The sequence below is a fragment of the Spirillospora sp. CA-294931 genome (assembly GCF_050946795.1).
GTDB lineage: Bacteria > Actinomycetota > Actinomycetes > Streptosporangiales > Streptosporangiaceae > Spirillospora.
Map to the genome: position 1 here is coordinate 839,103 of NZ_CP192006.1, position 19,341 is coordinate 858,443.

Below are 19,341 nucleotides of genomic sequence, written 5' to 3' on the forward strand. Positions count from 1 at the left end.
TGCGTAATCCACTGGGCCCCCTTAAGCGGCATAGAGTGTGTCTGCGTAGTCGAGCCACTTCACGAACTGCTTCTCAGTCGGTTCATTCGGTGCGGCGTAGGTCGTGAAGTTGTAGACCTTCGCGGCGAGCGAGTCCCTTCCCTGAGAGGGAGTGCGCTCTCCTGACGTCGCCTTCACGTATTTGGCGCGCAGGTTCGCGCTCACTCGCGATAGCTGATCAACGGAATCGAGAACCGGCGGACCCTTGAACGTGGAGACCGGGCCAAGATCGAATGAGATGAGTGACCTGTCGGACGTCCTGGCGCCTTCAGGTATTGCTTCCGGAGTAGAGGAGAAGAAGGGGATCTTGTCGAGAATCCCGCCAATGGTGGATGCCTTGCTCGCGATGCTGGAGATCAGGCCAGAAATTCGGCTCGCGATACCCGAGATGCGAGACCAAGCCCCCGTCACAATGCCGACTATTCGATCCATGATCCCCGAAATGGACGATGCCAGATCGTTGAAGGGTCCAAGCGAGGCCATCTTGGCGTTGTTCGCTCCCGAGCGGGAACGTCCAGTGATTCGCGCCCAAAGGCCCGAGATCCAGCCAGTAAAACCGTCCAACACGCCTTGAATTGTCGAAACCATATCGCGCCAATTGGCGACAACGACCGACTTCGTTTCACTGGCAATGCTGGACGCGTTGCTCTTGATCTGATTCCACTTCTGCTGGAGCCAGTCGACACATTTGTTCCAGACGCCAATCACCGCGTTCACCACCCAAACTGCGGCATTGTAGAGAGCGCGCCAAAGATCGACTGTCCAGCGGATATTTGTGACAATGGTTGCCAGAGTGGCGAACAGGATCGCGAACGAGACCTTGGCAAAATCGGAAATGGCCGCGAGGTTCTCCTTGTCCTTAAAGATGTCGAACAGCATCTTCAGGGCCAAGGCGAATGTCCGGATCAGGTCGGGGGCTTCACCAGCAAACGCGTTCAGCAATTCGGCGAACGCGGGAAGTAGCAGTTTCAGTGCCTCACCTAGGGCAGAGAACGTCTTGCCGTAGTCGGCTCCGCCCTTAGCCAGGGTGGCGAAGAACTGGCCGATCGCAGTACCCAGATCGGCGAACAGCTTCCTGAAGCCATTAACCGCCTGCTGCATCGCAGGATTTTCAAGGGCCTCGGTGACGCCCTTCAAGGCGTTGTTGCTGAACGCAATCATCGCCAACGTCAGTTCGTCGGCGTACTTCGACGCGCCCGCAAAGGCCCGGCGCAGTGGCTTGTCGAGAGTGCCGACCCACCTTTGGATGACCGGCATCTGCGCTGCAATGGCCTTGGACATCGGCTGAACCGCGAAAGACAGGGTCTTCTTGGCGGTATTGCCTATACCCTCCAAGTTCTTCCGAAAGGCTTTGGCTGACCTGTCGCTACTCTGAAGCAGATACACGACTCCAGCGGCTACCAAGCCGACAACTGGAACAATGGCGAGCAGAGCCCCAATGACCGCACCGGCAATGATGATGATTCCCGCGAGTGCTCCGACCAGAACTGCAATGGCTGCCACGAGGACGACACCGATGAGAATCTTGAGCGGCCCAAGAGACCTGCCGAATTGCTGCGCGCCCTGAGTCCCCAACTGAAATGCCTGCCCGAACATCTGGCCTGTCCGCATCATGTGGGACATCATTCCGAGCATGGCGGCCATTTGTTGCATACCCTGCATGAACAGGCCGAAGTTGTTCCGATCCAGGTCCACGCGAACACGAAGGGTTCGGGGTCTCAGGAAAATCGCAAGCTGAACGCGGGCCGCGGCAAGGTCGAGGTCTACATTGACCGTCAGGGCCCGATTCCGAGAAATCTCGGCGAGCTTGGCCTTGATGAAAGTCGTGTCAATGTCGACTTCGAGGTTCATGGTCCGGTCACGGACCAAAGCTGCGAGCTTCCGGCGAACTTCCGCCTCGTTCTCCAGTTCGACCTTGAGCTTGACTGTCAGATCCTTGGCCAGTTCCTTGAGCTTGGCCTTGATCTCCTGCTCGTCCTTGAGTTCGAGTTCGACCTCAATCTTGGACTGCTCTTCGACCTTCTCCAGAAAAGCCTTGAGCTTCTCCTTGAAATCGCCGGTGTCTGGAACGACCTTGACTGCTAGGCGCTCGACTTCGTGGCCGCCAGCACCAGCCATGTTTCACCTCCTTGTATCTCACAACTGTCTTACCGCTGTTATCTGGCAAAAAAGAGAACTAGGCGGGGAGCGGGATCAGTGATCCGGGTCCGGGCTTTCGGGGGCGGGGAGCGTCCTCGCCGCGGAGCTTCCGCAGGAGCAAGTCCGCCTCGGTGGGCTTCTTGGTCTTGGGACGGGGATAGGGGTCTGGCGTCAAAACGTTCTTGGGATTCTTCGCATTCGCTGCAAGTGTCACGTGGTGCAGATGCAGAACGGCGTCAATCAGGTCTGCGGTGAGATACGCCTGGCGGTCCCAACCGTAAAAGTCCGGGCCGCCTCGCCTGGCCACCGAAGTGGCCGACTCGATGGGAAGGTACTCCACAAGCGCGAGAGCATGGCGGGGTGGTAGGGAGCCGTCAAAGACTCCGTGTACGTCCACCCCGTAGTACCGAAGGAGATCTGCATAGATCTCCCCGCCGTGCTGCTCGATCAGCTCGTGGAGTCGGATGCTTCCGGGCCTTGAGCCGCCTCCATCCACGCCTGGAAGATCTCCATACGGGACTCAGAGTCCAGGTCCCCAAGCGAATCCTTCATCGCCCTCTTACGGTCGGATGCGACCACCAGCATGGCGTCAATTGCCTCCAGGCGCTCATTGAGGTCCCGCTTGTCGTTCTCAACGATGCTCACCAGCGCCAGAGCGTTTTTCCCTTCCACCTTGGACAGCGACAGCAGCGGCCGAAGGAAGACCTGCTTGCCATCCCTGGCGATGAACGGAAGGCCCTTCTCGTGGGCCTTCTTCTCGGCCTTGGCCTTCAGGTCGGCGTAGCTAAGGGGCATATCTGTGTCTCCTCAATGCAGATGGGCAGATGTGCAAATGAAAAGGATCTCCGGCCTTGTCATCTGCGCACAGGGGCCGAAGGCCGCTTAGGGGGTTCGAATCAGTCGGTGTACTTCAGACGCTCCGAAATGGTGCCGGTGTACGCCGCACCGTTGTGGCTTAGCGCGGTTGCGGTGACAGGAATCTCCGCCAGCGCGGTCGGATCGTACTCAATGGCGTCAGCGCCGGTGATCGACGCCTGGGCATAGTGCTCGACCACCTGGTACTCGCCGTCCACGGCCACGATCAGGAGAGCCCTCTCCTGGGGGACGCTGGTGGCCGGAATCTGGAACGCCTTCACCGTGTCGGACTCAGTGGCCGGCGTAGTGCCGTCCGGGCCGACCACGACGCCACCGCCGTAGTAGAGCGAGTAGGCATCGACGGTGAAGTCGAGCAGGTTGATCGTCAGGGACCGGGTCTTGGTCGGGCGGGTCGTCTTGAGAGCCGGGTTCTGCCAGCTACCCAACACCTCGGGGTCGTCGCCATCGACGTCGCGTGAGATGCCGTTCTCCAGCGAAGTGTTGCCGATCGATCTCCAGCCGGCACCAGGGACCTTCGGGTTGCTGATCGGGAGGGTCGGCATTGCAGTGCCGGCGTTTGCCACGAACACATAGCCAGTGCTCGGCAGGACGGGAGCATCCGTCATCAGGGCCTCCAGAATGAGAAAGCCCTGCCGAAGGCAGGGCTAAGAAGAAAGAACGAAGGGTCAGGTTCGGGCTCGCGCCCAGAGGTCATAGGTGGCGTCGAAGTTGAACGAGCCGGGGTGCTTACCCGTCAAACCATCCCGGTCAGGCTGGGGGCTTTTGATGACTTCGAAGGAGGAGACAACGCCCTCGTCCGAGAAGAAGGAATCCATGCTGGCCCTGTAGAAGGACTCCAGGACCCTTCGCGACAGGTCAGATGCCTGCTTGCGCTGCGCGGCGATGACGGTCACCGAGAGAATCGCGTGGTCCACGACGGGGCTCACGGTTGTCCCTCCGACTCGCACCACCCACACGAACGGCATGGCCTTGGACCAGTCGGCCTGTGGAGTGACCACGTAAGCCGCCTCGCCGGGCATGTAGTGGTTCAGGAGGTCAAGGGCCAAGACTTCCATGTCGGGAAGCTTCGGAGTGAGTGTCATCCGAAGATCGCCCCCTTGAGGAAGTGCAGCCCTCGAATGCGTTCGTGGGTCCAGTTGTGGGTGAAGCCGAAGTTCACGGGGATCGCATAGCGAGCGCCGACGAAAACCCAGTAGTCCTTGTCGTTGGCACGCTCGATGCCCACCGAGGACAGCAGGAAGCCGGTCTTGGAGTGGGGAGCGATAGCGACTTTGATCTTCGCCTCGGTCTTGAGAGCAACAGCCCTCACGCGAGCTTGCACACCCGGCAGCTCGGCGATGATCTCGTTGAGGTTGTTTCTTACATAGGCCATGTCACGCGTCCCCCATCAGCTCAGCCGTGAGGCTGACGTAGCGCTGACTGGCCCGCAGGCCGACGTACTCACGGGGGTCTTCCTGCGCTGTCCAGACCTGACCTCGGAACTCCAGTCGTCCCCACTTATCGGTGGGGACCTGGCCGTTGACCGGCTTGAAGATCAGCCTCACGCGGTTGACGTCCGCCCAGCCCTGAGAGGTGATCTTGGAGTCGATCGCCCAGCCAGCGCCAGAGAAGCCTACGGGGACGACGAATGCCTTGAACGTCACCGGGGGAAGCGGGTTGCCGTCCTGGTCCAGGTGGGTCGGCGTCTTCCCGCCGTACCCGTCGTCGGCGTACCTGATCGGGAACGCCTTCACCACCTCGTTGGCCTTGTCGATGATCGCCATCAGGGCACCTCGTAGACCGTGGTCTGCGCGAGGGTCCACTTCGACGGGTCGTCTTCGACCTTGAAGCGGGCCCGCCACCTGTAGGTGTTGGAAACCGCGGGGGCCATGAGGGAGGCCCGCCAGGCGGGGAAGCCTGCGTCACTGCGATCGAGGGATTGGACGATGGCGTGGTCCTGCCAGTCGAAGCCGTCAAGGCTGTACTGCACCTGGACCAAACCCTCGGACTGCGTCCGGCCTGAGACCGTCAGGTCTGCCGGCCCTTCGATGTGAGGAGGAACGACCAGCGTGGGGAGGGGGACGGCGGAGACCCGAACGGGGGAGACGAGTCGGATAGACCCGTACCTCGGGGAGATCCATCGGAGGTAGTTGGTCAGGAGATCCAGCGAGCTATTCGACAGGATCACAGCAGCTCCGCCGTAGGCGTAGCCGCTCGCCAGGTCGGCAATGCGCTCGTTGGAGACTCCGGGCTCGGAGTTGAGGAGGCGGCGTACCTCGATCAGGGCCACGGCCTGGATAACCCCAGGGGCGGGGTCGGGGAACGTCTTGCGGCAGTACGACTCGACCGCGTCCGAGACGTTCTGGATGAACGAGTTGACCTTGTCCAGGTCGGCGTCCGTGTAAACGGTGCCCGTCTGGACACTGACGTCGTCAGCAGTGATCAGCAATGGGAACTCCCCAGGTAAGGAGAAGGGGCCCGAAGGGCCCCTATCCCATGCGTCGGATTAGGCGGTCGGAGCGGCGATCTGGGTACGAGTCGCCACAACGAGCTGCTCGGTACGAACGGCCTTGGCGTCGTAGACCAGGCGGCTCTTGACGGCGCTGGTGAAGGACTGCTCAGGGCTGTACGCGGCCATCTCGGCGTGCGGCATGACCAGCGAAACCGCATTGGTCGAGCCCATCACCATCGAGAACTTCGCCGCACCCGTGTGCGTCCCGCGGACCAGCTTCTTGCCGCTGGTCGCAGAGGTGTTCTCCAGGGCGTTGGAGACGTAGACCGGGACGCCGAGGATCTGGCCGATAACCCCGGAAGGCATGACGGCCTGCGAGCCCCAGTGGGCCGCGTCGATGAACTCGGGGGTCTTCAGCAGCTCGGCGCGAACGCTCGGAGCGATGATGAGATACCGGTCCTGCGGAGCGGAGTTCAGGTCCAACTCCGTCACCATGTCCACGATAGTGGTGTAGATGACGTTGGTGCCCGTGCCAGGGATAACCTTCTGTGCGACGCTGCCGTGCAGAGCCGGGATCGCGTCGAAATCGGCCTTGACGGTCGGGACGCTCCCCGAGGCGGAAGCGTTCAGGTCCTTGCCCAGAACCGCAGCCAGGATGGTCTGCGCGACTAGACGGTCAATGGTCTGGGCGGTCTTCCGCGCCCGCTGGCTGACCAGGTTGCTCATCAGGTCGATACCGGCCTGAGTCTGGAGCTGGTGGAGCGAGTCCACCTCGAACCGGAACGAAGAGCCCTTCTGGACGACGAGCTTGATGTACTCCAGCTCGGCGCGGTCCATCTCACCGGCCGCGAACGAGTCATACGCCTGCTTCAGGCCGTAGTCGTCCACAGTGTCCACGAAGTGGGGGATGTGCAGGACATCGCCGTGCCGACGGAACTCGCCCTCGTAGTTGCGGTTCGTGACCAAGGCGGAGCCCATGATCAGGCTCGCCTCAAGGTCCTGGAGGAGCTGCGCGGTCCACAGCTCGGGAATGAAGAGCCCGTTCGTGGTCTGGAGCGGGTGACCCGCAGCAGAGTCGGTGTAAACGCCGCCAGCAAAGCTTTCGGCCATGGGTGGTCTCCTTAGAGCGCATCAAAAAAGGCCCCACGGACATCCGTGAGGCCCTGCATGGGGAAATGGTTAGAGCTGTCCCCGCATTAGCGCGTCGAGGCGACCCTCATCCTTCGCCCTCATGATCTCCGGAGGAGACATGCGCTGAAGGTCTGCGCGGGTGAGCTGACCCGCGTTTGAATTCGACTGAGCGCCGATCTTCAAATCGGAGGCGGACTTCTCGAACTTGCGCTTGCTGCCGGAAAGGGAGCCCAGAAGCTCAAGGTTCGGCTCACCGTCTTCGGTGAACACCTTGCTCGGGTCCAGGAGGCCAAGAACCTCCTCGGGCACGCCTGCCTTCGCGGCGGCGGCTTGAAGCTTGGACTGCTGAAGCTGGGACTCGAACTCCGCCTTGGCGGCGTTCTTACCTCGCTCCTCGGCTTCGAGAATGGCCTTCTCCGTCTCGGAAAGGTTGGCCCTCTCGATCTCCTGGAGCTTGTCCCAGTGAGCCTTCTTCTGCTCCTCTTCCTTCCGCATTAGGGATCTGTACTTGTCGCGATCGTTCTCCAGCTCGGCAATCCGCGCCTGAAGGTCATCGACCTTTGGAGCCTCGGTGACCGGCTCAGCCTCTCCAACCTGAGTAGTCGGCTCGGTCGGCTGCTCACTCATAAGGGGTCTCCATCTCGGAATAGAAAAAGGCCCCGCCCATCTCGGGCTTGGGGCCTTGGTGCAAGTGAGGGTTTAGGTAGATTGCCTAGCGGTTCGCCTTCTCCTTCTGCCGTTCGGCAGTGGCGTCCTTGGAGGGCGAAGTTTCGCTACCGCTCTCGGAGCCGCCCGGCTCCTCTTCCTTGGGGCCGTACTTTTCTCGCCACTCTGCCTCCTGCTTCAATTCCTCTTCGCGCATCTCGCGGAATCGGTCGATCTGCTGAGGCGAGTAGCCAGCGGACTCCCAGAGCTGCTTGACGGGCGTGCCAAGCAGTTGCTTCTCCTTGCCGAGCGCATCGACAAGGCTGGACCTCTGACGGTGTTCCGGGTCGCTCCAGATCACTTCGGAGTCGAACGCATCTGCGCGAGGATCATCGAGAACCCTGAAGGCGAGGCGCATGGCCTCTTCCCAGCTCTCGCCGAAGTGGAGCATCCTCTCCCGAGCCTTGGCCACGAGACCGGCTTCCGCAGCGGTGATGCTTTCGCCGCTCGGAGCCTGCCCGCCATTCAAAAGGAAGTAGTGGAAAGGCACCCGGCTCTGGGAGGCCATGTGCTGGACAAGCATCTCGATGAGCTTGACGTAGTTACCGAGGTCCGCAGCTTCGAACTGGCCAAACTTCACGTTCTCGCCGTCGAAGGCAAGGATTCTATCGATGTATGCCTTCAGCATCGCCGAACGTTCCTCGTCGGAATCGTCAAAAGGCTCCAAGCCCGTAATGACGCGCTGGGGAAACGCAGCGAATTCGGACGCGACAATGGCGTCCGCTGAAACCTTGTTGATAGCGTCCTGTACTGGCAAGATCGCCGCCAGCTCAGAGAACGGTTGCGACTTGAGTCGCTTACGATTTGTGAGGGGCACGATCGGTACCACGTCGAGGGGATTGTCGGAGCCCTCTGGGGCCTGCCAATCGAGCTTGCCCCTTGTGGAGGTGTAGACCCCCTCGGGAAGCCACAGCGTGGCGTGCGTCTCGCCCCAGTCGTCCACGAACTCTCGGTAACCGGCCTCCAGTAGGCGACGGCTTCCGGGGGCGAGCTGGACGCAGACCTCGGAAGCGGACTCAGGAGTGATGACCGGCTGGTCGGTGTCGTCCGCCCAGACCAGGAGGAAGGACGAACCCTGGACCATCGCGTCGATGTGCGCCGCGTTGCTGTCGGCGTCCAGGTAGTTCTTCTGCCAGATCTGGAGGGCGTCCTTGTCGGCGTCCTCCTCAGGGCCCATCCGAAAACCCTTGATGGAAAGCCTTTCGGAGATGCTGTCCACGATCAGAGGGGCGAAGTTGTCCCGGTAGTTGTGGAACATTGCTCCGAAGACTTCGCGGAACTTTTCCTGTGCGTAGGAAAGAGCGGTGTTCTCGGAGTCGTAGTACTCGACGTACTTCCTGCCTTGGGCTGCCTGCGTGTGCAGCTTTCCGGACATGTAATCGATCCACTGAAGTGGAGATGTGGGCTTTTCGATGATTCCTCCTCCCGCACGGTCGTCCTACCGCTATCTCACCGCTGTTAGTAACTACGCATGCGGGCTTTTCGGCGGATCTTCATGCGCCCGTCCTCAATGGCCATGCCTCGGGCCTCGTAGGCCAGGACGGCCGCCATCGCCGCGTCGATCTTGCGCTTGGAGGTCTTCGACTCCTTGGTGATCAGAACGCCCTGAGGGACCTCGTAGGTGACGGTGTTGGTTATGTGCCGGCTCAGGTCCTTGTCGCCGTCATGGCAGATGCCATCGCGCAGCAGGACGGCAGTGTGGAAGCGTTCGACCGCGGCGACCATCTTCCCCACTCGCTGGGGCGGGAACTCGAACACGATGTCCCTGCCGTCGCGGTCCAGCTCCTTGAAGTCCAGGGACCAGACCCCCACCAGGTTCTGCCAATACGAGGGGTCACACATGATCCACTCAACCCTGTAGGTCTCGCGGGCCTGGCGCATCGCTCGGTCAACGAGGAACTGGTTGACCTGCCAGTCGGGATCATTCTCGTCCTGCTCCTGGAGGTGGACCAGGAAGAGCTTCCCGTCCCGCAACCGGACGCCCACTATCGCCGTGGCGTCCGACCGGAGGGAGCCGTCGAAGCCGAGGGCGACTTGGTCGTCCGGCAGGATCGGATCGTCGTCGAGACGCAGCTCGTCCCAGGTGTACTTGTCGATCCAGTTGTCGGCGCTTTCTGCGATCTGGTTCAAGTAGAAGCGCCAAAACACCGCGTTGGGTGTGAGGGGGTCCGTAGCCAGATCAACAAGGCCCTCGACTGGAGCCCAATGAGAATCGCCGTAAGCTTGCTTAAGGGCCGCTATAACGGCCTCAGTGTCCGTCAGGTCCTCTACAGACTGCCCCTCTCGGCAATCGTACAGGAGACGCGTACGGCCGCTCATGAAGGCGTCGTAAGTCCTTTGCGCGACGGAGTCTTCGTTCGGGTTGAAGGCGTTGGTCGTCTGCATGAGACGACTGCCGGCCTTCATCGTCTTGTCCACGTTTCGCTGGAGCGTCTCGTAGACGTAGACCCCGCCGTTGCTGGCAATCCAGTGGTGCGTCTCGTCGCAAATCACGAAGGTGGGCCGCGCGCCTTCCAGACCGCGCGAGCTGGACGCAACCGGCTCGATCCGACCCGGCTTGCCGTCCTTGAACTGAATCCTCTCCTTGCCGATCTCAAGGCCGTAGATGGCCTCGGCAGGGGACTCGCTCAGCATTCCCCGAATCATGTCCCGCGTATTTGCGGTCTGTTCCAGAGAGACGGCAGCAATCTGCACCAGGGGGAGCTTCACGGAGACAGCGATGGGCTGCCCGTCCTCGGCCCAGCTGCCGAATCGACAGGGCCCGATAAACTCGATGATGGCGAGCGCCGCGAGGAGCGGTGTTTTTCCCCACCCTTTGCTGCGCCTTAGCGAGACACGGCCGTGGCGCCATTCCCCGGTCTCGGTAATCGAGTAAGCCCACAGGATGAAGCGCTTCTGCTCCGAAGTGAACTTCCACGGTTCGCCAGCGCGCTCGCCATCCGGCTGCACAATGTAGGTCTCACACCAGCGGAGGATCTGATAGCCGAGAGTCTCGTAGGGAGTCGGAACGCCCTTCGGGAGGTTGCCGGTCTGCGAGTCCCATTCAGGGCCGTAAGCCACCGGCTCACCTCCTATTCGTCATTCAGCTCCGCGTAGAGTTGGAGGTCCGCCTCGATAGTGGGCGGAGCCTCAATCGGCTTCTGGTTCTTGTCCTTGAGGGCCGCGACCTTTAGTCGCATCCGGTCGGCGATCGTTGCGCCGAGGAGAGATTCGCTCTGTCGAATCTCGGCCATGATGAAGTGCCCTGGCTTGCGGCAGTAGCTCTCGACCAGGGGGGCGAGCATCTGGAGACGGAGCCAGTCCGTCTCGGCAAAGTACTGGGACTGCTCGCTGTTAGCCCAGGTATCCCACCACAGCTGAGTCGCTGCCGAGTAGCTCGCTCGCTTTTGAAGTTTCTTCAGCTTGTCCGGGACGTCGAAGTCCTGCTCTAAGTGGGAGGTGTCCACCAGGTTGCGTCGGACAGCGTTTCCCTTCGGGATCTGGCCTCTGCCAGCCATGAGGTACCTCCCTACGGGCCTGGAAAAAGAAAGGGTTTGGCAGGTGCCGGCCGAAGGCCGGACACTCTGCCCCGCGCGTCGACCAGGACTCGAACCTGGAACACGCGGCTTTGGAGACCGCTGCTCTACCAATTGAGCTACCGACGCATGAGAATGGGAAAGGGCCGCCCGCGTCGGGAGAGGGAGAAACGCGGGCGGCCCCACAGTCACGGGAGCCGCCTCGAAGGCGCTCGACCGTGACCGAGTTGCAGAACAAGTGCATATTGAAAAGTCCCTGCACAATGCACCGTGCGGGGACTTGTGATTGCTGGGTACGCTGTCTCAGGGAGTTGGCTCTCCCACACGCTCCGGGAACGGGGGCTCAGTCTCCAGAGTTTCCTCGGTCATCTGATCGAGATCGCCGTGCAGGATGGTGCCAGGCAGCATGGGCTTGGCCACACCCCATCCAGTTCGGCGGACCCGATCCGGCAGGATGATCCTGAAGGTGTACTCGCCTTCCGGTAGTGAGCAGGGCACGGCGACCGCAGTTGAGCCATCCGGCATGAATCGAAACAGCGCGTGCAGTGGGGGATATCCGTCAAGGCGGACAACCGCGGCCAAGCCCTCGGCGGCAGGAGATTCATCCGTGGTCATGCCAACTATCCTGACCCGTCCCCGGCGGTACGTCGCGGGTGCCGACAAACACCTACCGTTCGAGGTACCCCTGACACAGCTAGAGGTTGGGAACGCTACTCGGCGGTCCACCAGCCGAAGACCAGGTGGCCTACGAGCCAGGTCCCGAACGCGAGCTGGAGCACGACGAGCACCAGGCGGACGGGCTTGGGGACCTTCGAGTGAACGTGGAAGAGCTTCCACCAATGTTCCGAGAACGTGTCGCCCCTCTGCTTCCGGACGAGGGCGGTGCCCTCGACCAGAAGAAAGAAGACGATCCACAGGGCCCATGCCCACGTGAAGGTGCTGGGGCGGAGTTCATGCTCGTCCTGCTGCCTCATGCAGCTCGCCTCCCTCGGGCACGCTGACGGCCGCTCTGGGCCTCCTGCTGGATCTTGACCCTGTGGTGTGGCTTGCAGAGGAGTTGGAGGTTGTCCAAGTCCCACAGGCCGTGCTCGGCGACGGGATGGATGTGGTCAACGTCGGTACCGCCCCGGTCGCAACTCTCGAACTCGCACCGGCCGCCAGCCCGCTTGATGGCCCATCGGCGTAGGGTCTGCCAGTTGCTTGGCCGACGAGCGGCCCAGCGCTCCCTTGCTCCGGCGAAAGGAACAGGTCGGTGAGCATCGCAGTAGCCCGCGCGGGTCGCAATGCTGTTGCATCGGGCGCATAGCCTCGGTGCTCTGGCCATGCTGCTCACACCTCCTCCTGTCGGTCGAAAGCCGTTGGGCATGATGAAGGCTGCCCGAAGGCAGCCTCCGTTGGACTGTGTGGCAGGACGGTCCTGAAGACCGTCCCTGTCCTAGCAACTAGTAGGGGGAGCCCTTCAGGGCTCCCCACTGTGGGTCGTCGTCGTTCGAGAGCTTCGCCCTCTCCCTCCTCCTGGCCTAATGAGTGATGTGCCCCAGCTCGGGAAGCGGGGCACCTCGCCCATGTGATGTAGCTCGCGTCGGCGGTCTGTCGTCGCTCCCAAAGCTGGGATCTGGCCCGGAAACAGGCTCTGGCCTGGAGTTATGACGAAAAACTCCTATTGGGTACAGGCAGTGAGACAGCGGAGAGACACTCGCTGATAGCCTCTCCACTTGAACGCGCTTCAGTTCGACCGGCGAGCTGGCCACGTCCAGGAAGGAAGCTTCCCCCGCCATGGTGCACCGGAGGATCGAGCCAGAAGAGCTGAGACAGATGCTGCGCTCTCGCATGACTCACGCGGAGATCGCAGCGGCAATGGGGCTGACTGAGTCGGGCGTCCAGCAGGCCGTCCGAAGGTACGGGCTTTCCAAGCCGCGTATCAGTCACAAGTGGGCGGTCCCTTGGGTAGTAGAGAAGGGACCGCACTCGAATGGCCGGGTCAAGAAATACCTCCGAGACCTCTCCAGCCTTGCCCAGGGTAAGGAGATCGGGCGGGATAACGCGGCTACGGCTCTCAGGTGGGCCCAGGAGCTGGTGGAGCAGGAGTTGGATATTGACTACGACCGCGATACCCCGCCGAATGAGGTCAGCAACGTGGGAGGTTTCTATTCGAAGCCAGCCGTGAAGAACAACTGGCACCTGCTCATGGTGTTGAACCGAGCTAAGGCTGGTCTAACCAAGAAACTCTAGGTCTCAGATGGTGGGGCCGGCGCGCGCCCCTCATCTGGGCGGCCCTTGCATAGATTTGGAGAACAGCCTGTCATGTCCATCGAGTGTGTTGCTCCGCCCGCCGACTATTTTGGACCGTTCGACCCGCTTTCCCCTCTGGGGCCAGTTGAGACTGTTCTCGTCCAGCATGAGGGCCTCGCAGTCCAACGGCGAGAGTACGAGGACGGCTGGATCTACGAGGTCATCGCGCGGAGAGGACTGATGTTCACCGCCATGTTCGCCGTTATGAGTGTGATCCCGAAGACCGCAGTTTGGTCCGAGGTCATGAACCCGGCTGACCTCGGGAACATGATGAGCCGCAATCTGCACATCACGGTGTGGGTCGGCAAGGAAGGGGTTTCATGACAGATGGCCGAAGGCGATACTCGCCTTCACGCCTTCAGACCTACTCCGCGTGTTCCTACGCTTATTACCTGGAGAAGGTTCGGAGGGCACCTCAACGGCAAGCTGTGTGGTTCATACAAGGCACGTCGGTACACGAGGCCATCGAGGTTTACGAACGCTCGTTCCGAACCCTGGACATCAGCAAGGCCAAGGAAGTATTCGTCACCGCATGGGACCGCGAGCTGGCGGCAGCGCAAGACAAGCAGCCGGACGAAGAGATGTGGATGGTGGGCGGCCGTAAGAAGGTCGCCACGGACATCCAGAATCGCTACGAGGTCGGCACTCAACAGGTACTCGACTATATCGAGCGTCACACGCCAGAGGACGATCTACAGCCTGCTGAGCTGGTACCTGGGGAGCCCGCAGTCGAGGTTGGGTTCGAGCTGAACTTCGGTGACTTTGTCGTGCTCGGCTACATCGACTGCATCTTGGAGAGTAGGTCCACGGGCGCACTGATGCCGCTGGACTGGAAGACCGGCTCAAAGATGCCGGTCGATCCCTACCAGCTAGCGACGTATGGCATGGCCATCGCGGAACTGACCGGCGAGGCCGTCGAATGGGCTGCCTACTGGGACTGCCTCAATAACAAGCTGATACGTAAGGATCTGAAGTCCTACCCTAAGGAATTGGTCGGCGGCTGGTATGGCCAGATGCACAACGGCATCCAATCCGGATCATTCCTGCCAAACCCCGGAGGCTGCTTCACCTGCACCGTGAAGCCGTCTTGTATTTTTGCCGCCTAATAGCGGTAAGACAGTGGTTGGACAACTTTGTGAAGGGATCTTTCTTCCATGGACCTCCTCATTGATGAGCTTCTCCAGGTCGAGGGCCAGCGTCTCCGCGAACTGATCGACTCTGTGCCGGCCGAGAACCAGGACGTGGCCGACGCCTTCCTGGGCATGACCCTGCTGGCTATCCTGACCGCCCCCGACGACCCTACGGTCCTGCTGGGCATCATCGAGCAGATGCGCCAGACCGTCACCACGGTCTACGACCACCTGGCGGTGGCGGCGTGACCCGGTCCAGCAGCCCGAGCGACCAAGTCCGAGAGTCCTGGCGAAAGCACGCTCGCTACGAGTTCCTCTTGGAATCCACTGCTCTCAACATGTGGAGCTACAACCAGCAGCTGATCCGCGGGCGTCAGATCAAAGCGTTCCAGCGGAACCTGGAGCGAGGGGACTACTGAGTGGGGTTGTATCACCTCGGCTCCGCCCTGCGGAGCAACCGCTCGTCCGGCAAACCCCTCAAGAGCGTCTGGAAAACCCTGGACCAGGCCACAGCGATATTCCGCCGACCCCAACTCGTATTGATCGCCTCGGCACCTGGAGTCGGAAAGTCCGCCCTGGCGCTCAACCTTGCGATCAAGTCGGGAGCAAGCTGCATCTACTTCTCCGCCGACTCCGGTCCGGGTACGCAGCTCGTTCGGACCGTCTCCATCCTCACCGGACGGGAGACCGGCGAGGTCCAGAGGGCCATGGAACGCGGCTACACCTTCGACACCGAACTAGAGCCGGTCAGCCGGATCTGGTGGGAGTTCGACGCCGGGCCGAGTCTGGAATTGATCGAGAAGTCGGTAACGGCCCACGGCTACCTCGGAGCTTACCCGGATATGTGCATTATCGACAACCTTATGAATGTCGATCCGGGCGAAGAGAGTAACGAGCATAAGGCATCGAAGGACACACTTCTGTTCGCGCTGGAACTGGCGCGCAAACGGAGCATGTGTGTCGTCGTCCTCGCGCACCTGGTTGGCGAGTACGAGGACGGAACGACACCACCTCCTTTGTCGGGCCTGATGAACAAGGTTGGCAAGATTCCCGAAATGGTCCTCACTGCGTACCGAGAGGAGTCGGCCTTCGGTGAAGATATGGGGATCGCGATCGTTAAAAATCGCGACGGTATCGCCAACGCCGCCGCGAACTACACGGTCAGCCTGAAGATGGACTTGAATCGCATGGCCATCGAGGACTACCCCAAAATTCCAACCTTGCGGGCGGCGTAATGAGCCGTGCTGGATTTCGCGAGTGTCGAAAGTGTGGAAGTAACAGAGCTGAACGGTTCTATACCTCCGGCCGGGGACGGATTTGTGCAACTTGTCGAAAGAAGGGGCGCCGTAAGACAGCACACGAGAACAGGGTCGTGGCGACCTACGGCCTTCAGCGAGGCGAGTACGACAAGCTCTTTGCGGCCCAGGCCAGCGTGTGCGCCATCTGCGGGCAGGCCCGCAAGCAGCGCCTGTCGGTGGACCACTGCCACAAGCGAGGTCACGTCAGGGGTCTTCTATGTCGCCTGTGCAATGGCAGATTGCTGACGGCAGCTCGGGACCGTCCGGAGATCCTCCGGGCCGCCGCCGAGTACCTGGAGAACCCGCCAGCCTTGGAGGTCCTCGGCGAGCGCCACTACAAGGGCGACCTCACCAAGCAACCCCAGCCTCGCAAGAAGCCGAGACGGAGGAAAACATGAGCGTGATCAACGTTTCCACCGAAGTCGAACTCAATGATCTCGCCGAGCAGCTCGGACACAACATGAGCAGGATCCTGGGGCCCTCACAGGTCGACGTGATCGAGTTCGTCGTCAACATCGACAGCTGCCTGGGCGACCTGGACTTCACCAAGGAACTCCACCGGGTACTCGGCGAGATCATTGAGTTTGAGGAGGGGCACGAGACCTGGGAGGGCCGCCGGTGACGGGCTGGCTCTGGTTCTTTCTTCTGTTGTGGCCTGGGGGCGTCGCCCTCCTCTTCTTCCTGGGTGGCGATTGAGGATGGACATCGACATCGTCCCGATCCTGGAGCACTACGGAGCTGATCTCCCGGATGATGATCCTGGGGAGTTCTGGACGAGGGTCGTCTGTCCGTTCCACTCGGACAACCGCCCTTCGGCAAGCTATAACGAATACGCCTTCAACTGTTTTGGTTGCGGGGTGAAAGGCGATGCCCTCGCCTTGATTATGCGAGAGGAGGATTTGGACTTTGCTGGTGCCATCGGATTCGCGGAGAGACTTCTTGGAGAAGGCGTCGAGAAGGTACCACGAAGGCATCACACCGGAAGGCGTCGAGTATCTGACGGGGCGCGGGATCAGTCCCGAGATGATCGAGCGGTTCAGGCTGGGGGTCGTTTGCGACCCATTGCCGGGTCATGAGAAGTATCAGGGAATGCTCTGCATTCCGTACCTGACCAAGTATGGGGCGGTCACCCTACGGTTCCGCAGGCTAGGCGAATCAGGGGAGAAGTATCTGACGATGCCGGGCGACATTCCCAGGATCTTCAATTCCCAAGCGTTGGAGCGAGGGACTCGCGGGATCTGCGTCACCGAAGGTGAGTTGGACTGCATCATCGCCGAGACGTGCGATCTGCCCTGCATTGGGCTGCCGGGTGCGACTTCGTGGCAACCCGTATGGGCTTACCTCCTGGAGCAGTACGACCAGGTGATGCTTCTCCAAGACGACGACGAAGCCGGGGAGAAGATGGCAACTGCCCTCGGCAAGCCGCTTCGAAGCAATTTGCGTCCCGTGGTCATGAACGGCGGGGACGTGAATTCCTTCTTCCAGGAGAACGGGAGAGAGGCTCTACGAGGAAAGGTCATCGCGGCATGAGGATCATGCTCGACGCGGACATGCCACTCAAAGACGTGGCCCAGATCTTCGAGGACCAGGACTGGGAGTACGGCGGCCCCGACCGCTACGGGATCCCGACCAATGACGACCTGGCCACGCAGATCGGCCGACTCGCGGCCGAGATGGAGAACAGGGATCTGGACTACCTCCACAGCGGACGCATCGCACTGGTACGTGATCCCGAGGTGGACGGCACCTTCCAGGTGCTTCTGACCGTGGGCTACCTCTACATCAACGGCGGACCGGAAGAGGAGGACTGGTGAGGACTGCAATCGGGCAGATCTGGGCGGACGACGACGGAGACCGCTGGATCGTCGGAAGGGACTACAAGCTCCGCCTGAAAGACGGAGCGCTTGACGTCGGAATGGACTTCCTCAAGGTCCACGACGAGGTCGGGCCGATGGTCCTGGTGCAGGACGTGGAGGAGTCTCTTGCCGACTGGGAGAAGGGACTCCTCCAGCAGGGCGACCCGGTCAACCACCCGAGCCACTACACCAGCCACCCGAGCGGCGTCGAGGCCATCCAGATCACCGAATGGATGACGTTCTGCCTCGGTAACGCCGTCAAGTACATCTGGCGGGCCGGGCTGAAGTCCGGAGACCCGGTCGAGGACCTCAGGAAGGCGGTCTTTTACATCACAAGGGAGGTGGAGCGGCTTGAAGCGAGTGGTCGTAATCTCTGACATTCAAGCCCCCTACGAGGACCGTAGGGCGCTCAAGAACGTCATCAACTTCGTCGGCATCTACCAGCCGGACGAGGTCTACCAGATCGGGGACCTCATGGACTACCCAACCCCGAGTCGGTGGTCCAAGGGCACTCGTGAGGAGTACGCCCAACTCGTCAGGGAGCACAGCGAATACGGGAAGAGGAACTTCCTGGAGCCACTCCGCGCGGTCTATGGCGGCCCGGTCGGCATCCTCGAAGGAAACCACGACCTGAGGCCGAGGGAGTACCTGGCGAAGGAGGCCCCAGCGCTCGCCGAGTTCTCCTCGGCGTTCCACTTCTCCGAACTGCTCGACTTCGACGGCTTCGGGGTGACCAAGACTCCCGCGTTCCACAAGGTGGGACCGGACACGGTCCTGGTCCACGGGCACGAGATCAAGGGCATGTCCCAGATCGCCGGGACCAGCGCCTACAACCACGCGTCCAAGGCCGGCACAAACCTGGTCATGGGCCACACACATCGGTTGGGCGTCCGCCGTCACACCTCCGGCTACGTCGGTGGCAGGCCGATCGTCCGATGGGGGTTCGAGGTTGGGAACATCATGGACGCCTCCAAGGCGGGCTACCTCGGTGTCGGGGGAGTGGCCAACTGGCAGTCCGGCTTCGGGATCTTGTACGTCGGAGACCACGACGTCTCCCCGGTCGCCGTGGACATCCGCCGAGACGGATCGTTCGTCGTTGAGGCCACCCGCTACGGCGCTCTCAAGCGCGGTGCAGCCGGCCGTTTTTCAAAGGCCGCTTAGAGCGGAAAGACAGTGGTAGGAGACTAATTGATCAACGTCAGCGACGAGAAACTCATCGAGATGGCGAACCGCGCGGGCCGCGACGTGGCTCGCCAGTACCCCGGCATAGAGGCCGAGGACATCACCTCGGAGGCATTGACCCGCTTCTACGAGAAGCTGCCCCGGATGGCGGACGACGTGGAAGTCCGGTACGTCTACCGGGTCTTGGAGCGGGACGCAGCCAGCTACGCGGCGAAGGTCCGCTACGACTACGTGATCTCGACCAGCCAGTACGTTTACACGCCCCGCGAGGTCAGGGCTCTCCTCAAGGAGATCTACTTCGACCCGACCGCATGGGACGTTCCCACCGGCAAGGACGACTGGCTCTCTGCCGAGATCCAGGGCCGGTCTATCGGTATCAGCCTGATGGATCTCAAGGTCGGCATGGACCGCATCAAGCCCGAGCACCGCTCGATCTTGGAGCGCCGGTTCTTCCATGAGGACGACTCCATGCACCGCAAGGACGTCACTCGGGCTGTCGATGCCCTCACTCGTGTCGTGAACCGCATCGCCGCCAAGACCGGAAAGGCCCAGGACGGCCCCGGATCGCGCGACGCCATGTCCAACAGCAAGGCGTTGTGGGTGACCGCCGCCGAAGGAGGTCACGAGACGAACGTCCGCGAACAGGACGCAGTTCACCAGCTTCAAAAGGTCCGCAGGCAGGCCCGAACCGACCCTCCAGGCACGCACTTCAACTGGGCCACGTACAACCGCTGACCGAAGGAGAAC

The 19,341-nt window shown here is 61.4% G+C and carries 27 protein-coding genes, 1 tRNA gene and 1 pseudogene; 13 read left to right on the forward strand and 16 right to left on the reverse strand.

The window, feature by feature from the left end; translation table 11 throughout:
* Nucleotides 1–21 precede the first annotated feature (21 nt).
* From ACQPY4_RS04030 to ACQPY4_RS04105, 16 genes are all read right to left on the reverse strand, one after another.
* Nucleotides 22–2,157: a phage tail protein gene (locus ACQPY4_RS04030; protein ID WP_433332524.1), complete on the reverse strand. Its 2,136-nt coding sequence runs from the start codon at nt 2,155–2,157 to the stop codon at nt 22–24.
* Between the two features lie 468 nt (nt 2,158–2,625).
* Nucleotides 2,626–2,973, reverse strand: a complete 348-nt coding sequence (locus ACQPY4_RS04035) for a hypothetical protein (RefSeq protein WP_433332526.1) — start codon at nt 2,971–2,973, stop codon at nt 2,626–2,628.
* 101 nt (nt 2,974–3,074) lie between these two features.
* Nucleotides 3,075–3,659: a hypothetical protein gene (locus ACQPY4_RS04040; protein ID WP_433332528.1), complete on the reverse strand. Its 585-nt coding sequence runs from the start codon at nt 3,657–3,659 to the stop codon at nt 3,075–3,077.
* 60 nt (nt 3,660–3,719) lie between these two features.
* The gene (locus ACQPY4_RS04045; protein ID WP_433332530.1) at nt 3,720–4,136 is read right to left on the reverse strand and encodes a hypothetical protein; all 417 of its coding nucleotides are present in this window, start codon (nt 4,134–4,136) and stop codon (nt 3,720–3,722) included.
* Entirely contained in the window at nt 4,133–4,426 is a 294-nt protein-coding gene (locus ACQPY4_RS04050; protein WP_433332532.1) for a DUF5403 family protein, read from the reverse strand. The genes ACQPY4_RS04045 and ACQPY4_RS04050 overlap by 4 nt, the downstream gene beginning before the upstream one ends.
* Nucleotide 4,427: 1 nt before the next feature.
* A complete protein-coding gene (locus ACQPY4_RS04055; RefSeq protein WP_433332534.1) occupies nt 4,428–4,817 on the reverse strand; it encodes a hypothetical protein in 390 nt (129 codons plus the stop codon).
* Complete coding sequence (locus tag ACQPY4_RS04060) at nt 4,817–5,482, reverse strand: hypothetical protein (protein WP_433332536.1); 666 nt, start codon at nt 5,480–5,482, stop codon at nt 4,817–4,819. Before ACQPY4_RS04060 ends, ACQPY4_RS04055 begins: the two co-directional genes overlap by 1 nt.
* 57 nt (nt 5,483–5,539) lie before the next feature.
* Nucleotides 5,540–6,595 (reverse strand): hypothetical protein, encoded by a 1,056-nt coding sequence (locus tag ACQPY4_RS04065; RefSeq protein ID WP_433332538.1) that lies wholly within the window; start codon nt 6,593–6,595, stop codon nt 5,540–5,542.
* Between the two features lie 69 nt (nt 6,596–6,664).
* The gene (locus ACQPY4_RS04070; RefSeq protein WP_433332540.1) at nt 6,665–7,243 is read right to left on the reverse strand and encodes a hypothetical protein; all 579 of its coding nucleotides are present in this window, start codon (nt 7,241–7,243) and stop codon (nt 6,665–6,667) included.
* A gap of 85 nt (nt 7,244–7,328) precedes the next feature.
* Nucleotides 7,329–8,696 (reverse strand): phage portal protein, encoded by a 1,368-nt coding sequence (locus ACQPY4_RS04075; RefSeq protein ID WP_433332542.1) that lies wholly within the window; start codon nt 8,694–8,696, stop codon nt 7,329–7,331.
* Nucleotides 8,697–8,779: 83 nt separating this feature from the next.
* The gene (locus ACQPY4_RS04080) at nt 8,780–10,381 is read right to left on the reverse strand and encodes a hypothetical protein (protein WP_433332544.1); all 1,602 of its coding nucleotides are present in this window, start codon (nt 10,379–10,381) and stop codon (nt 8,780–8,782) included.
* 11 nt (nt 10,382–10,392) lie between these two features.
* Nucleotides 10,393–10,818 (reverse strand): hypothetical protein, encoded by a 426-nt coding sequence (locus tag ACQPY4_RS04085; protein ID WP_433332546.1) that lies wholly within the window; start codon nt 10,816–10,818, stop codon nt 10,393–10,395.
* A 74-nt stretch (nt 10,819–10,892) separates the two neighbouring features.
* Nucleotides 10,893–10,965: transfer RNA gene (locus ACQPY4_RS04090), tRNA-Trp, on the reverse strand.
* Nucleotides 10,966–11,139: 174 nt separating this feature from the next.
* The gene (locus tag ACQPY4_RS04095; RefSeq protein WP_433332548.1) at nt 11,140–11,451 is read right to left on the reverse strand and encodes a hypothetical protein; all 312 of its coding nucleotides are present in this window, start codon (nt 11,449–11,451) and stop codon (nt 11,140–11,142) included.
* Nucleotides 11,452–11,546: 95 nt separating this feature from the next.
* Nucleotides 11,547–11,810, reverse strand: a complete 264-nt coding sequence (locus tag ACQPY4_RS04100; protein WP_433332550.1) for a hypothetical protein — start codon at nt 11,808–11,810, stop codon at nt 11,547–11,549.
* Nucleotides 11,807–12,202 (reverse strand): HNH endonuclease, encoded by a 396-nt coding sequence (locus ACQPY4_RS04105; protein WP_433332552.1) that lies wholly within the window; start codon nt 12,200–12,202, stop codon nt 11,807–11,809. Before ACQPY4_RS04105 ends, ACQPY4_RS04100 begins: the two co-directional genes overlap by 4 nt.
* Nucleotides 12,203–12,666: 464 nt before the next feature.
* Between ACQPY4_RS04105 and ACQPY4_RS04110 the strand changes: the two genes are divergently transcribed.
* From ACQPY4_RS04110 to ACQPY4_RS04170, 13 genes and pseudogenes are all read left to right on the forward strand, one after another.
* Nucleotides 12,667–13,068 carry a hypothetical protein gene (locus ACQPY4_RS04110; RefSeq protein ID WP_433332554.1) on the forward strand — a complete coding sequence of 134 codons (402 nt, stop codon included), beginning with the start codon at nt 12,667–12,669 and terminating at the stop codon, nt 13,066–13,068.
* Nucleotides 13,069–13,140: 72 nt separating this feature from the next.
* Complete coding sequence (locus ACQPY4_RS04115) at nt 13,141–13,452, forward strand: hypothetical protein (protein ID WP_433332556.1); 312 nt, start codon at nt 13,141–13,143, stop codon at nt 13,450–13,452.
* Nucleotides 13,449–14,234, forward strand: coding sequence for a RecB family exonuclease (locus ACQPY4_RS04120; protein ID WP_433332558.1), 786 nt, complete (start codon nt 13,449–13,451; stop codon nt 14,232–14,234). The genes ACQPY4_RS04115 and ACQPY4_RS04120 overlap by 4 nt, the downstream gene beginning before the upstream one ends.
* A 48-nt stretch (nt 14,235–14,282) precedes the next feature.
* A complete protein-coding gene (locus ACQPY4_RS04125; protein ID WP_433332560.1) occupies nt 14,283–14,507 on the forward strand; it encodes a hypothetical protein in 225 nt (74 codons plus the stop codon).
* Between the two features lie 170 nt (nt 14,508–14,677).
* On the forward strand, nt 14,678–15,493 hold the full coding sequence (locus ACQPY4_RS04130; protein WP_433332562.1) for a DnaB-like helicase C-terminal domain-containing protein: 816 nt from the start codon (nt 14,678–14,680) through the stop codon (nt 15,491–15,493).
* Nucleotides 15,494–15,630: 137 nt separating this feature from the next.
* The gene (locus ACQPY4_RS04135) at nt 15,631–15,954 is read left to right on the forward strand and encodes an endonuclease VII domain-containing protein (RefSeq protein ID WP_433332564.1); all 324 of its coding nucleotides are present in this window, start codon (nt 15,631–15,633) and stop codon (nt 15,952–15,954) included.
* Complete coding sequence (locus ACQPY4_RS04140; protein WP_433332566.1) at nt 15,951–16,178, forward strand: hypothetical protein; 228 nt, start codon at nt 15,951–15,953, stop codon at nt 16,176–16,178. Before ACQPY4_RS04135 ends, ACQPY4_RS04140 begins: the two co-directional genes overlap by 4 nt.
* A 76-nt stretch (nt 16,179–16,254) precedes the next feature.
* Nucleotides 16,255–16,419: pseudogene (locus ACQPY4_RS04145) on the forward strand (CHC2 zinc finger domain-containing protein); the annotation flags it as partial.
* 76 nt (nt 16,420–16,495) lie between these two features.
* Entirely contained in the window at nt 16,496–17,086 is a 591-nt protein-coding gene (locus ACQPY4_RS04150) for a toprim domain-containing protein (RefSeq protein WP_433332568.1), read from the forward strand.
* On the forward strand, nt 17,083–17,370 hold the full coding sequence (locus ACQPY4_RS04155) for a hypothetical protein (protein ID WP_433332570.1): 288 nt from the start codon (nt 17,083–17,085) through the stop codon (nt 17,368–17,370). The genes ACQPY4_RS04150 and ACQPY4_RS04155 overlap by 4 nt, the downstream gene beginning before the upstream one ends.
* Nucleotides 17,367–17,789 (forward strand): DUF3310 domain-containing protein, encoded by a 423-nt coding sequence (locus ACQPY4_RS04160; protein WP_433332572.1) that lies wholly within the window; start codon nt 17,367–17,369, stop codon nt 17,787–17,789. Before ACQPY4_RS04155 ends, ACQPY4_RS04160 begins: the two co-directional genes overlap by 4 nt.
* A complete protein-coding gene (locus ACQPY4_RS04165; protein WP_433338792.1) occupies nt 17,773–18,573 on the forward strand; it encodes a metallophosphoesterase in 801 nt (266 codons plus the stop codon). The genes ACQPY4_RS04160 and ACQPY4_RS04165 overlap by 17 nt, the downstream gene beginning before the upstream one ends.
* Nucleotides 18,574–18,600: 27 nt before the next feature.
* Nucleotides 18,601–19,329 carry a hypothetical protein gene (locus ACQPY4_RS04170; RefSeq protein WP_433332574.1) on the forward strand — a complete coding sequence of 243 codons (729 nt, stop codon included), beginning with the start codon at nt 18,601–18,603 and terminating at the stop codon, nt 19,327–19,329.
* Nucleotides 19,330–19,341 lie beyond the last annotated feature (12 nt).